13 protein-coding genes are annotated in these 13490 nt (G+C 70.6%); 4 read left to right on the forward strand and 9 right to left on the reverse strand.

Translation table 11 applies throughout. From position 1 onward, the window contains the following. On the forward strand, positions 1-589 hold a 589-nt coding region (locus tag AC1DY2_RS06200), incomplete at its 5' end, for a hypothetical protein (RefSeq protein WP_476761623.1). A 34-nt stretch (positions 590-623) separates the two neighbouring features. On the opposite strand, the gene AC1DY2_RS06205 is transcribed toward AC1DY2_RS06200, so the two are convergent. The 4 genes from AC1DY2_RS06205 to truB are packed head-to-tail and all read right to left on the reverse strand — an operon-like array spanning position 624 to position 3339. Further along, positions 624-1556 carry a bifunctional riboflavin kinase/FAD synthetase gene (locus AC1DY2_RS06205; protein ID WP_476761624.1) on the reverse strand — a complete coding sequence of 311 codons (933 nt, stop codon included), beginning with the start codon at positions 1554-1556 and terminating at the stop codon, positions 624-626. Continuing rightward, entirely contained in the window at positions 1553-2041 is a 489-nt protein-coding gene (locus tag AC1DY2_RS06210) for a hypothetical protein (protein ID WP_476761625.1), read from the reverse strand. The genes AC1DY2_RS06205 and AC1DY2_RS06210 overlap by 4 nt, the downstream gene beginning before the upstream one ends. Positions 2042-2065: 24 nt before the next feature. Beyond that, a complete protein-coding gene (locus AC1DY2_RS06215; protein WP_476761626.1) occupies positions 2066-2434 on the reverse strand; it encodes a hypothetical protein in 369 nt (122 codons plus the stop codon). Then, positions 2431-3339 carry a tRNA pseudouridine(55) synthase TruB gene (gene truB, locus AC1DY2_RS06220; protein WP_476761627.1) on the reverse strand — a complete coding sequence of 303 codons (909 nt, stop codon included), beginning with the start codon at positions 3337-3339 and terminating at the stop codon, positions 2431-2433. The genes AC1DY2_RS06215 and truB overlap by 4 nt, the downstream gene beginning before the upstream one ends. 59 nt (positions 3340-3398) lie before the next feature. Between truB and AC1DY2_RS06225 the strand changes: the two genes are divergently transcribed. Beyond that, positions 3399-4391, forward strand: coding sequence for a ketopantoate reductase family protein (locus AC1DY2_RS06225; protein WP_476761628.1), 993 nt, complete (start codon positions 3399-3401; stop codon positions 4389-4391). 63 nt (positions 4392-4454) lie between these two features. Here the strand turns inward: AC1DY2_RS06225 and AC1DY2_RS06230 are convergent, their stop codons facing one another. From AC1DY2_RS06230 to AC1DY2_RS06240, 3 genes are all read right to left on the reverse strand, one after another. Then, positions 4455-7073 carry a hypothetical protein gene (locus tag AC1DY2_RS06230; RefSeq protein ID WP_476761629.1) on the reverse strand — a complete coding sequence of 873 codons (2619 nt, stop codon included), beginning with the start codon at positions 7071-7073 and terminating at the stop codon, positions 4455-4457. 325 nt (positions 7074-7398) lie between these two features. Further along, on the reverse strand, positions 7399-9117 hold the full coding sequence (locus AC1DY2_RS06235; RefSeq protein WP_476761630.1) for a hypothetical protein: 1719 nt from the start codon (positions 9115-9117) through the stop codon (positions 7399-7401). A gap of 228 nt (positions 9118-9345) precedes the next feature. Beyond that, positions 9346-9948 carry a nucleoside/nucleotide kinase family protein gene (locus AC1DY2_RS06240; protein ID WP_476761631.1) on the reverse strand — a complete coding sequence of 201 codons (603 nt, stop codon included), beginning with the start codon at positions 9946-9948 and terminating at the stop codon, positions 9346-9348. A 47-nt stretch (positions 9949-9995) separates the two neighbouring features. On the opposite strand from AC1DY2_RS06240, the gene AC1DY2_RS06245 reads away from it, so the two are divergent. Both AC1DY2_RS06245 and AC1DY2_RS06250 read left to right on the forward strand, forming a co-directional pair. After that, positions 9996-10883, forward strand: a complete 888-nt coding sequence (locus AC1DY2_RS06245; protein ID WP_476761632.1) for an HhH-GPD family protein — start codon at positions 9996-9998, stop codon at positions 10881-10883. A 57-nt stretch (positions 10884-10940) separates the two neighbouring features. Continuing rightward, on the forward strand, positions 10941-11864 hold the full coding sequence (locus AC1DY2_RS06250; RefSeq protein WP_476761633.1) for a LysR family transcriptional regulator: 924 nt from the start codon (positions 10941-10943) through the stop codon (positions 11862-11864). On the opposite strand, the gene rbfA is transcribed toward AC1DY2_RS06250, so the two are convergent. Then, positions 11861-12376: a 30S ribosome-binding factor RbfA gene (rbfA, locus tag AC1DY2_RS06255; protein WP_476761634.1), complete on the reverse strand. Its 516-nt coding sequence runs from the start codon at positions 12374-12376 to the stop codon at positions 11861-11863. The two genes, AC1DY2_RS06250 and rbfA, sit on opposite strands and share 4 nt — an antisense overlap. Positions 12377-12496: 120 nt before the next feature. Further along, positions 12497-13490: translation initiation factor IF-2 (locus tag AC1DY2_RS06260; RefSeq protein WP_476761635.1), on the reverse strand; the 994-nt coding region annotated here is incomplete at its 5' end.

A 13490-nucleotide genomic window follows, 5' to 3' on the forward strand; every position in this document is an offset into this window, starting at 1 on the left:
GCCCACCGCGATCGTCCTGCGCGCGATCGCCGCGGCCGTTCGGGCGGGCGGCGATGCGGGCTGGTCGGCGAGCACCGGGGAGCTCCCGCCCGCCGTGCCGACCGCGATCGCCGAGCTCATGGCCGGATTCGACCGTGCGCCGGCGCGCCGCGCGTTCGAGACCGCCCAGCACGCGCTCGGGATGAGCCCGCGCGAGGGTGACGCCGATGTCACAGCCGAGGGCGCGAACGACGCCGCGGCCGCCCTCGACGCCCGCGCGGWCACGATCACCGAGCGGCCGCGGCCGACCCGGCTCGTCGAGCTCGATGACGCCGTGGTCGCCGCCGTCCGCATCGGCGACGCGCTCGGCAGGCCGATCGCCGTTCCCCCGCTCGCCTCCGGCGCGGTCGCGCTGCGCCGCGCGGCCGCAGCACCGACGCCGATCCGCGCGGTGATCTCGGGCCACAGCCTGCACGCGACGGATGCCGGATGGACCATCGGCCACGGCCCCGTGCTCGTCGGCACGGCGCACGAGCTCATCCGCTTCCTGGCGGGCATCGGCGATCACGCCCCCCGCTCAGCACGACCTGGCGAATTGGGCGACGCCTGAGCGATCGCCGTCGAAGTGATCGGCGGAGTCCCCGCTAGTCGGCGAGCAGGTCGCGGGCGCGGTCGACATCGCCTCGCATCGTCTCGATGAGGTCGGGGATGTTCGTGAACGCGACCATGCCGCGCAGGCGCTCGACGAACTCGACGTCGACGACATGGTCGTAGAGGTCGAGCTCGCGGTCGAGCACGTACGCCTCGACCTGCTTCTTCGCGACGCCCTCGAAGGTCGGATTGTCGCCGACCGAGATCGCGGCCGGGTAGCGCGTGCCCGCGTCGGTGAGCCACCCCGCGTACACGCCGTCGGCAGGGATGAGGCCCTCCGACTCGGGCGACAGGTTCGCCGTGGGGTACCCGAGCTCGCGACCCCGCTTCGCCCCGTGCACGACGATGCCCGAGACCGCCGGCGTGTGGCCGAGCAGCCGGGTGGCGTGGCGCACGTCGCCCTCCGCGAGCAGCTCGCGGATCCAGGTCGACGAGACGCGACGCTCGCCCTCGGGGCGCACGTCGTCGACGACCTCCACCGTGAAGCCGAACTTCGCGCCGAGGTCCTGCAGCAGGGCGACGTCGCCGGCGCCGCGGGCGCCGTACCGGAAGTCGCTGCCGACCAGCACGGCCTTCGCCTGCAGGGTGTCGACGAGCACCCGCTCGACGAACTCCGTGGCCGGCACCGAGGCCAGCGCGCGGTCGAACGGCAGCAGCACCGTCGCGTCGACGCCCGTGGTTGCGAGCAGCTCGAGCTTCTGCCGAACGCTCACCAGCGAGTCGGGGCACTTGTCGGGCGCGAGGAGCGCCAGCGGGTTGCGGTCGAACGTGACGACCACCGCTCGCAGGTCGCCCTCGGCGGCGATCGTGCGGATCCGGTCGATCACCGCGCGGTGACCGCGGTGCACGCCGTCGAACTTGCCGATGGTGACCGCGCTCGGACCGAAGCCGGCGGGCACCGCGTCGAGGCCCTTGTACGTCTTCACGCGGCATCCGCCCCGCTCGTGGGGCCCGCCGACGCCGTCTCGGGCGTCGCCGCCTGCTGCGACACCGGCCGATGCGTCGCAAGCCACCACATGCCGAGCAGGGGAAGCACGAGCGGGATGAAGAGGTAGCCGCGGCCGAACCACGACCACACCGTGTCGTGCGGGAAGAGCTCGGGGAACGCGATGCTGAGCGCGCCGATCACGACGACGCCGGTGAACTCGAACGCGATCGTCACCCACGCCACTCGGTACCAGCCGCGACCCGACCGCACGAGGGCGATCGTCGCGACCACGTACACGACGGCTGCGAGCGCCGAGAGCGAGTACGCCAGCGGCGCCTCGTCGAACTTCGTGGCGATCTGCACGAACGAGCGGCCGATCGCGGCGAGGGCGAGCACGGCGTAGACCGCCACGAGCACGCGCCCGATGCCGCTCATCCGCCGCCCACCGTTCGTCTGGGGCCGGGCACTCCGCACGTCAGTCATGTCGTTCGATTCTCTCATCCGCGGCTAGGCCTGCTGCACGGTCCAGATCTGGAACATGCGATACATCATGACCGCGACCGAGAGCGCAGCGACGCCGAGAATCACGGTGCTCCAGCGATTCCGTTCGAGGAGCGCCCAGAAGATCGCCGCCGGCGGGATGAGGAGCGCGCCCACGAGGTACACGTAGAACTCGAGGATGCTGCCCGTCGGCTGGTTGCCGAACGCGGGCGCGGCGATGGCCACGACGAGCTGCACGATGAGCAGCAGCTCGACGAGCACGAGCGCGCCGTTCGTCAGGTCGTTGGGCACCCGGCCCGCGAGGCCGAGCACGAGGCAGAGCAGGCCGGCCGCGACCGCGACGGCGAGCTGCACCCAGGTGAACCACTCGATCATGCGCCGGCCTCGGCCGGGAACCCGGTGACCACCTTCAGCGTCTGTCCCCGGCGTTCCACGATCGCGACGAGGCGGTCGTCGGGGGCGATGGCGGCGATGGCTCCCGCGTCGGCCTTGGCGACGGACGCAGCCGGGGCGGCGTCGATGCGCTTGCCGTGCCCGAGGTCGACGGCCTGGTCGTCGGTGACGGATGCCACGGGCAGCGCCCGCCGGGCGGCATCCGCTGGGCTCATCAGCGCCTGCGCCACGTCGAAGCCCTCGAGCGCCGCTGCTTCCTCGACCGAGAACGCCCCGATGCGCGTGCGACGAAGGGCGGTGAGATGACCGCCGGTGCCCAGGTCGGCGCCGATGTCGCGGGCGAGCGCTCGCACGTAGGTGCCCGACGAGCACTCGACGCGCACATCGACGTCGACGAAGCCGTCGCCGCGTCGCACTGCGAGCGCCTCGAACGCCGACACGGTCACCGTGCGGGCGGCGAGCTCGACCGCCTCGCCCTCGCGCACGCGTTGGTAGGCGCGCTTGCCGTCGACCTTCACCGCGCTGACGGCGCTCGGCACCTGCTCGATCACGCCGGTCTGGCGCTGCATCGCGGTGCGCAGGGCATCGTCGTCGACGGCGTCGACCAGGGCCGCGGATGCCGCGGGCAGTGGCTCGCCCTCGGCGTCGTCGGTCGTCGTGTCCCAGCCGAGCCGGATGGTGGCGAGGTACTCCTTGTCGAGACCGACGAGGTAGTGGAGCAGTCGCGTGGCGTGGTTGACGCCGAGGACGAGCAGGCCCGTGGCCATCGGGTCGAGGGTGCCCGCGTGGCCGATCTTGCGGGTGCCGGCGAGCCGGCGCATGCGCGCGACGACGTCGTGGCTGGTGATTCCCTGCGGCTTATCGACGAGGAGGATGCCGCTGTTCACGCCGTACAGGCTAACAGCCACGGCGACAGCCCCTGACGACGCGCCCCTACGCTGGGAGGGTGAGGATCGGGATCATCGGCGCCGGCGCGCTCGGCGGCACGTTCGCCGTGCTGCTCGCCCGCGCGGGTCATGACGTCGAGGTCACCGCGCGCGGTGCCGGCCTCGAGGCGATCCGCACCGGCGGCATCCGGCTGACCGGCGGATTCGGCGATGCGGCGGCGACCGTCGCGGCGGGGGAGGTGCTGACGCGGCGCCCCGAGCTCGTGCTCGTGTGCACGAAGGCGCAGGATGCCGAGGCCGCCATCACGGCGAACGCCGCCCTCATCGACGGCGTACCGGTCGTCGTGGTGCAGAACGGCCTCGACGGCGTCGACACGGCCGCACGGCTGCTGCCCGGCTCCTCGTGCATGGGCGTCCTCTCGATCATCGCCGCCAACTACACGGAGCCGGGGGTGGTGCGGGTCACCACCACCGCGGCCAGCTACCTCGGTCGGGGCGAGGGGCCCGCCGACGAGGAGTGCACGCGCATCGCCGCACTGCTCTCCGAGGCCGTTCCGGTGATCGCGATCGGCAACTTCCGCGGTGCGCAATGGACGAAGCTCGTCGTCAACATGGTCAACGCGGTACCGGCCATCGTGGGCCGGAGCGTGCAGGACGTCATCGGCGACCGGCGACTCCGGCGCGTGGTCACCGCGTCGATGCGGGAGTGCGTGCGAACGGGAGTGGCCCGCGGCATCCGCTTCGGATCGCTGCAGGGGCTCGCGAACGGCCGCCTGCGCCTCTTCGCCCGGTTGCCGCTCGCCGTGGGCCAGGTGCTGCCGTGGTTGATGGCCCGGCGAATGGGCCGCGTGCCCAACCTCGGGTCGACGCAGCAGAGCGTGCGCCGGGGGCAGCCGACCGAGGTCGACTACCTCAACGGCGCCGTCGTGCGCGAGGCATCCGCCGCCGGCTCGGACGCGCCCGTCAATCGCGCGCTCGTCGATCTCGTGCACGAGGTGGAGCGGAGCGGAAGCCTTCCCGCCAGTCGGGTGCTCGCCGCCACGGGCGTCTGACTTCCTCGCGGAAACGACCGAGAGGGCCCGGTTTCCCGGACCCTCTCAGTGCGTGTCAGCGGATCAGGCGCGCTTGCGTCGGATCCGGGCGATCACCAGGAAGGCGATACCCGCGATGACGATGATGCCCGCGACGATCGCGATGGTGGTGCCTGCGAAGCCCGTGCTCGCGAGGCCCGTGCCGCCGCCGGCAGCTGCCGTCGTCGTGTTCGCGTTGGGTCCCGTMGCGCAGTCGGGCGTGGCCGGCGGGTAGGTGACGTCGACCGCAAGGGTCGGGTTCACTTCGAGCGTGGCGCCCGTGAGCGCACGCGTCCACGCGAAGTTGCCATCGGTCTCGACCCATGCGTCGCCGATCTTCTCCCAGCCCGGCCAGCCGGTCGGGGTGACGCCGTCGTCGGCGACGGACGCGCCGGGCCAGAGCACCTTGCCCTCGAGCGTGCCCTTGTCGGAGAGCGTGCCGAGCTCGATGGTGTGCGAGTTGGTGCCGTCGCTCATCACGAGCTTCACGTCACGGCCGGTCGACTGCTTGTCGGGGTCGATCAGCGTCACGTCGAAGAAGATCCACGGAGCATCGGCGAGGCAGATCCCGGTCGCGAGCGATCCGTCGAGCGAGGGCTCGATGCAGTCCGCGTCGGTGAACTCATATGAGAAGCGCTTCTCGGTGAGGTCCTTGTCGAACACGAAGCCGGGCTTCGCGGTGGCGACCGCGGTGGCTGCACCCGACGTGGGGTCGCCCTCGATCGTCCAGACGACGTTCTCGGTCTCGGCCGGCAGCGTCACCGCATCGTCCTCGACTCCACACCGGTCGATGTGGTCGGGTGCAGCGGGCACCTCGATCAACTTCGGGCACGGGGTCAGGTCGAAGGTGAACGGGAATTCGCGGACGGAACCGCCCTCGAACGTGTATCCGTCGGCCGCTGTGGCGATCGCCTTCGCGGCGCCCGAGGCGTGATCGCCCTCGATCTTCCAGGTGATCAGGTCGGTCGAGGCAGGCACATCGATGCGGTCATCATCCGTTCCACAGACGTCCACGCGAGTCGGGGTCCCGTTGAGCGCAATCGTCGTGGGCGGGCACTTCACGTCCGTGAACGCGAGGATCCAGTCGTGTCGAGTCGTGCCGTCGGCGAAGATGTAGCCGGGCTTCGTCGTCGCAGTCGCGGTGGCCGCACCGTCGGTGACCGGACTCAGCACCCATTCGACACCCTGGACCGCCACGGGAGGCACGATCGCATCGGCGTCGACGCCGCACTCGTCGGTCTTCTGCGGCTCCGCGGGAACGGGCACCGTCGTCACGCAGGGCACGTCGGTGAAGGCGAATGTCCAGGTGTGGCTCGTCTCGCCGCCCACGAACACGTAGCCCGGCTGGGCCGTAGCGGTCGCCGTCGCCGAGCCGCCCGACACCGGGGTGACGTTCCATTCGACACCCGTGACGGCGGAAGGCGTGAGAATCCGATCGTCCGCGACACCGCACTCATCGACGAAGGCAGGCTTCGCCGGCAGCGACAGCTGGGTCGGGGGCTTCACGCAGTCCTCGTACTGCAGCAGGGACTGGTCGCCCTGTGCCGGCACGTTCTTGGTACCGAAGAACCAGTAGCTGAATGCCGAGTGGATGTCCTTCGAGTGCAGGGAGTGACCGATCAGGAAGTCGGCGACGGACATGAATGCCCGATCGTAGGTGCCGTCGGTGTTCCAGTGGCAGACCTTCACCGGCTGGGGTGCGACGCCGCAATCGATCTGGCCTTCCCAGTGGTAGTTCGTGCCTGCGACCTGGATCCAACGGATCGACCACTGGTCGGGGTTCGGCCACTTGGGGTGCTCCGCGAACGTGAAGGTCTTCGTGCCCGACCAGGTGCCGGAGTTGTTGTGGAAGTTGAGCGTCAGGTCCTTGCCTTCGACGACCACCCGCACGTTGACGTCGTTCGCCTGACCGGCGGGGAGCCCGGCAGGGTAGACGACGACGAGCGCCTCACAGGTTGGAGCCGCGTACTGCCAGTTCGAGTCGAACGGCTTCGTGCAGTCCTCGTACTGCAGGAGGCTCTGGTCGCCCTGGGCGGCGACGTTGATCGTCTCGCCCTTCTTGACGTACGAGAAGGAGGGGTAGATGTCGCGCTTGTCCTGGTGGTCGATGTGGCCCGCGTGGAAGAACGCGCTCACCGAGGTCGTGAGGCGCACGTAGGGGTTCGACGCGCTGCCCGTGGCGTGACAGAACGTGATCTTCTTCACGGTGCCGTCGCCGCAGTTCGCGGCGGAGATGGTCAGTCGGCCGGTGTCGGTGTTCTGCGTGCCGTTCGACCATTCGGTCTTCAGCGTGAGCTCATAGGTGCCGGCTTCGACGCCATACTCGACGAACTTCTCCGACTTGTTCTTGCCGATCTCCGTGCCCACAGGCACGACGTCGGGGTCGGACGAGGTGAGGACCTTCTCGACCTTCGCCTCGGAGTTCTCGACGGTCCACGTGATGTCGAACGTGCTCGAGTCCGCGTCGCATGCGGCGACGGCCGTGATCGTGTTGTGGTGCGCGCTCGCGGGCGCGGCCACGCCGACGAGGGCGAGGCCTGCGCCGAGCGCGACGGCGGTCAGCGCCGCCGCGATACGGCGGACGATTGTTCGGGATTCGGGGCGCGATCGCGCACCGGGATCGCCGGGGGCAGCGTGCGCCGACCCGGCGCGGGGCTTGCTCATGCGGTCTGTCTCCATCGGTCGATCCGGCGCACGGCGAACCGATGGAGGACACGATGACGCGCCAAGACGGCGCAGAAGCGGCCGCGCGAAGGGGCATGCGCGACCGTCGGGGTTCGGGTACTCGGGTGGAGCAGGGGGGGTTCGCAGGGCCGGAGGGGCTGGCTGTATGCACCAGTATGTCGGTTTCCGGGGACTTGTGTACCCCGTTTTCCACGATGGGGGACAATTGTCCCCCCTTTTGGGGACCGAACCCTCCGATTCCCCGCCTCCCGACGGCGAAGCAGGGGTCCGGCGCCATGCCGAACCCCCGCTCAGCGTCCGAGGATCAGGCCCGGCGACGCATCCTTGCCGTCAGCACCACGCCGCCGCCCAGCGCCATGAGCCCCGCAGCCATGATGGCGAAGGTGGCACCGTCGAAGCCGGTGGAAGCCAGCCCGCTCGGGTCAGTGCTCGCGGTCGTCGCCGACCCGCCGCCACCRCCCGGCGTGCCGGAATCGAACGGGGTCGGTGCGAGGTCGCAGTCGGGCGTCGCCTCGGGGTAGGCGAGGTCCACGACCACCTCGGGGTTCACCACGAGGGTCACCTCGGTCAGGTCGCGCGTCCAGGCGAAGTTGCCGTCGGTCTCGACCCAGGTGCCGTCTTCGAGCTGCTCCCAGCCCGGCCAACCGGTCGGGGTCACCTGGTCGGCGGCCACGGAGGCTCCGGGCCAGAGGATCTTGCCCGACAGCTTCCCGTTGACGAGGTCGCCGAGGATGACCGTGTGGGTGAGCTCGCCAGCTGTGAAGACCAGCCGGGCCGTGTTGCTCGTCGAGCGGTGCTGCGGGTCGTCCAGCGTCAGGCTGTAGGAGATCCACGGGGCATCCGCGACGCACTCGCCGCTGGCGACGACGCCCGTGAGCTTCGGCTCGATGACCGGGGGCGTCATAACAGTGCCGAATGTGTGCGTGGCGCAACCGAGCGTGATCTTCGTGATGACGCCGTCACCGAGGACGCCCGAGCCGAGCGAGTAGCCGATCGCCTTGACGACGGCGTTCGGGAACTTGCTGAGCCATTCCTGCGCCGTGCCGTACCACTGCGAGCCGTTGCCGCCATCGATGTGCGGGGCGAGCGCCTTGACGGCGTCGGCGGCGCTGCCCGTGAGCCACCAGTTCTCGCCGTAGACCTTCTCGCCGACGAGGATGCCGTCGGGCGTGCCATTGGCGTCGAAGTCGACGACGAGCTGCAGGCCGGGCTCAGGACCGGTCGAGCTGGTGTAGTCGAGCGACGCGTCGATCGTGCCCGTGCCCAGGCCCGCAAGCGGGAGGTTCGTCGGGAAGTAGCCGGCGGCCTTGTCGGTCGTCGTCGTGCCCTCCGTCCAGATGCGGAGTCCACCGGCGACGAGCTCGTTGTGCCCGGTCGCACGGGTTTCCGTCAGGTTCCACGTCTTGAGGTCGGTGGTGTGCACGTTCGTGTAGGCGGTGCACTGGGTCAGGACCGGCGGCTCGTCGCACGCAGCAGTCGTGAACGAGAACTCGAACGTCCTGGTGGTGCCGCCGCCGACGAAGGTCTTGCCACCGAGCGCGGCGACGGTGACCGTCGCCGTGTTGCCCGAGATCTCGCCACCCGACCAGTCGAGGTCGGTCGTGTCCGCAGGCACGACGACCTTGTCGTTGTCGATGCCGCAGAGATCCAAGACATCGGGCTTCGCCGGGACCTGAAGCTCCTCGACCGTCGGGACGTCGATGTAGTGCACCGCGTAGTGGCTCACCGAGTCCTTGTCGGGGTGGTCCACCGTCACGGAGGGCATCGGCGGGTTGACCGTGACGATGTAGCGGGTGGTACCGGCCTTGACGCAGTATTCATCGATGAGCTTGCCCTCGGGCGCTGTGACCAGCACGGTCTTGGGGCTGCCGACGGTGTCGATCTTATCGGTGCCGTTGGGGGCATAGCTCTCGCAGATGAAATCGGGCTGGTCGGCCTGGGCGGGCAGCGCGGCGGTGCCGAGCGCGAGCGCGAGCGCTCCTGCTACGGCCGCCGCTGCCACGAAGGCGCGGGGGATCCTCATCGGTGGGTTCTCCTGGTGGTCGGGTAAGTGGGCACGACGCACCGGGTCTCCGGATGCCGCATCGAGCACGGTTCGGGCCGTGCGCGCGCGAGGTCGGGTGACGACCGAAGATCGGGTTCGTGCCAAGTGGGGTGGGGCGGGTGTGCTCAAGTATGTCTGAACCGGAGGGTGGATTCCGCTGATTTCGGGCGCGGAAGGCGCCCACTCCCCCGAACTGGGGGGCACCCCTCAGCAGCTGTCGAGGAACCGGCGCCGCGGATGGGCCGGATCTCGGTCGTCGACCACGGCGGAGGCCACGAGCCGTGGGTCCTCCTCGGCGTAGGCGATCACGTCGGCTGGGTCCTCGGGGTCGCCGTCGAGGGCGATCCGGAAGTCCCAGAGGTCGGCCAGCCGTCGGCGCAGCACGAAACGCCCATCGAGCACCAGCACGGCGTCGGCGGGGCCGGTCAGCCACTTCGGCTCCACCCAGGCGTCGCGCGACGGATCGAACACCGCGGTGACGAACGCGGTCGAACCACCCATGCGGAACGGCTCCACGAGCACGCGCCGCAGGGCGGCCTCATCGAAGCCGTGCCGGTAGTACCGCATGGGGGTGTCGTCGCCGAACTCTCCTTGAGCGGCCCGCGAGCGATGGAAGCGCTCCATGCTCGCGCGGAAGACGCGATGCCCGCGCTCGCGCAGCACGGCTGCGAGGTCGTCGCCGAGCTGGGTCTTGCCGCTCCGGAGGGGCCCGTCGACGGCGACGATCATGCGGCCGCGCCCATACTGCTGCAGGATCTCGTCGGCCAGGCCGCGCAGGAACGCGACGCGAGGCGTGGTGACGAGCTCCATGGTGCGAGCCTAGCCGCGCGACATCGGGCCCGACATAGGCTGAGGGGATGCCCCGGCCCGCCTCCCCCGACCTCGCCGGCCCGCTGAACGCCTGGTTCGCGGATGCCGCGCGGCCGCTGCCGTGGCGGGCGGCGGAGGTGTCGCCGTGGGCGGTGCTCGTGAGCGAGTTCATGCTGCAGCAGACCCAGGTGTCACGGGTCATCCCTCGGTGGGAGGCGTGGATCGAGCGCTGGCCGACCCCGGCGTCGCTTGCGGCCGAGCCGCCGTCCGAGGCGGTGCGCGCGTGGGATCGACTGGGGTATCCGCGCCGGGCGCTGTGGCTGCATCGTGCCGCCGTCGAGATCGTGGAGCGGCACGGCGGGGAGGTGCCGTCAGCGCTCGACGACCTGCTCGCATTGCAGGGCGTCGGGCCCTACACCGCGCGGGCGATCGCGGCGTTCGCGTTCGGCGAGCGGCATCCGGTGGTCGACACCAACACGCGCCGCGTCATCGCCCGCGCCGTGTCGGGTCGGGAGCATCCGGGGCCGCCGTCGACGGCGCGCGACCTGGCCGACATGACGGCGCTGCTTCCGGCTGCGGATGCCGCGGCGCGCGTGTTCAACGCGGCCGCGATGGAGCTCGGGGCCACGGTGTGCACCGCCCGCGCCCCGCGCTGCGACGCGTGCCCGATCGCGTCGCGCTGCGCCTGGCGGCGGGCCGGATATCCGGAGCACGAGGGTCCGCGGCGTCGGACCCAGGCGAGGTTCGAGGGCTCCGATCGCCAGGCCCGCGGCGTCGTGATGCGTGAGTTGCGCGCGGCGCACCGGCCGATCACCCGGCCGGAGCTCGCGGGGGTGTGGGAGGACGCGGCGCAGCTCGACCGGGCCGTCGCGGGCCTCGTCGCCGACGGGCTTGCGATCGCCGACGACGACGGGCTCCGGCTGCCCGACTCCTGACTGGGCGGCCCGCATTCGGTCAAGGCCGCAGCGTAGTGCGTGTGCGAGGATGCAAGGATGTCCGTGACGCCGTTGCCGGGCCGTCGTCCGAGCCCCGACGACCTGCTCGTGCTGCTCGCCGTGGCGCGTGCCGGCCGGTACACGGCGGCCGCCGCGGAGCTGGGACTCAACCACACGACGATCGCCCGACGCATCGGCGCGCTCGAGGATGCGCTCGGCGGACGCGTGCTGGCGCGCGGCGCCGCCGGCTGGGTGCTCACCCCGCTCGGGGAGCACGCGATCTCCGCGGCGGAGGGCGTCGAGCGCGCGATCGGGTCGTTGGCGCCGGGCGCGCCGCGGCTCTCCGGAGTGGTGCGCCTGAGCGCGACCGACGGCTTCAGCGGGTTCATCGCCGCCCACGCGATCGTCGCGGTCCGGCGCGCCCATCCCGACGTCTCGCTCGAGGTGGTCGCCGCCACGCGACGCGCGGCACAGCAGCGGGTGGGCGTCGACCTCGAGGTGGTCGTCGGTCGCCCTCACGTGCACCGCGCCGAGGCGATCCACCTCGCCGACTACGCGCTCGGGCTCTATGCGAGCCGCGACTTCCTGGAGCGGCACGGTACGCCCGCCACGATGGCGGAACTCGCCGGGGCTCCCCTGGTGTACTTCATCGAGTCGATGCTGCAGGTCGACGCCCTCGACGTGGCGCGGCGAGCGGCCCCCGACATGGTGGATGCCGTGTCGAGCACCAACGTGTACGTGCACGTCGACGCCACGCGCGCCGGCGCCGGGTTCGGGCTGCTGCCCGCGTTCCTCGCCGACCGGCACGACGACCTGGTGCGACTCTTCGCCGACGAGATCGACGAGCACCTGCCGTACTGGCTGGTCTGCCGGCCCGAGGCCTTGCGGCAGCCGACCGTGCTGGTCTTCATCGAGGCAATGCGCGCTCGCATCGCCGCCGTCGAGCACGAACTGCTCGGCCGGCGGCGCTCGTCGGACTAGCGGGGTCCGCCCGCCTCGGCGTCGTCAGCGAGGTCGGACGCCTCGTCGTCGAGCTCGTCGAGCTCGTCGAGGTCGTCGGCGTCCTCGTCGAGGTCGCGCGGCTTGACGTAGGGGTCGGCGTCGCCGGCGTACTCCGCCGTCGCGGCGAGCACGCTCGTCTCGGCGTCACGGCTGCGCGCCTCCTGCAGCAGGGACTCGATGTGCTCGGCGTTCTCGGGGATCGCGTCGGCGATGAACTCGAGCGTGGGGGTGAGCCGAGCCGTGATGTTGCGGCCCACCTCGGTGCGGAGCATCCCCGTGGCGGACTTCAGGGCGAGCGCCGAGTCGCGGCGCTCCTCCTCGGAGCCGTAGACGGTGTAGAAGATGCTCGCGTGCTGCAGGTCACCGGTGACGCGCACGTCGGTGATGGTCACGAACCCGAGGCGCGGGTCGCGCAGCCCCTTGTCGATCCGCTTGGCCACGATCTCCTTGATGCGATCGGCCATCTTCCTGGCCCGTGCGGGATCTGCCATGATGTATCTCCTTTCGGGGCAAGGCCGGGCGGCTTCGCCGCCTGGCCGCCTCGACGTGAATCGGGGTGAAGGGGCCCCCGTTCTTCACCTGAAGAGAAGATCCGGGGGCCCCGACCACGATTAGACGCGAGGCTTCTCGCGCATCTCGATGGTCTCGATCTCGTCGCCCACCTGAATGTCGTTGAACTTGCCGAGGCCGATACCGGCTTCGAAGTCCGTGCGCACCTCGGTGACGTCGTCCTTGAAACGACGCAGCGACTCGATGGCGAGGTTGTCGCCGACGACGACGCCATCGCGGATGACGCGGGCCTTGGCGTTTCGCGTGATCGTTCCCGATCGCACGATGACACCGGCGATGTTGCCGAACTTCGAGGAGCGGAACACCTCGCGGATCTCGGCGACACCCGACTGCACCTCTTCGAACTCGGGCTTCAGCATGCCCTTCAGCGAGTTCTCGATGTCGTCGATCGCGTTGTAGATGACCGAGTAGAAGCGCACGTCGACGCCCTCGCGGGCGGCACGCTCGCGCGCCTTCACGTCGGGGCGCACGTTGAACCCGATGACGATCGCGTTGTCGATCGTCGCGAGGTCGATGTCGCTCTCGGTGACGGCACCCACGCCGCGGTGGAGGATGCGCAGCTGCACGCTGTCGTCGACCTCGATCTTCATGAGCGATTCCTCGAGCGCCTCCACGGCACCCGACACGTCGCCCTTGATGATGAGGTTGAGCGCCTCGACCTTGCCCTCTTCGAGCGCACGGGTGAAGTCCTCGAGCGAGATGCGCTTGCGTGCCTTCGCCAGCTGCGCGTTGCGCTGTGCGGCTTCGCGCTTCTCGGCGATCTGACGCGCGGTGCGGTCGTCCTCGGTGACGAGGAAGGTATCACCGGCGCGCGGGACGCTCGAGAGGCCCTGCACCTGCACGGGGCGCGACGGCGTGGCCTCGAGCACGGCGTCGCCGTTCTCGTCGGCCATTGCGCGAACGCGGCCGTAGGCCGTGCCGGCGACGATCGCGTCGCCGACCCGCAGCGAACCCGACTGGATGAGCACGGTCGCAACCGCACCGCGGCCCTTGTCGAGCTTCGCCTCGATGGCGACGCCTCGGGCGTCCTTGTTG

The sequence above is a fragment of the Agromyces sp. P1_H4 genome (assembly GCF_056405255.1).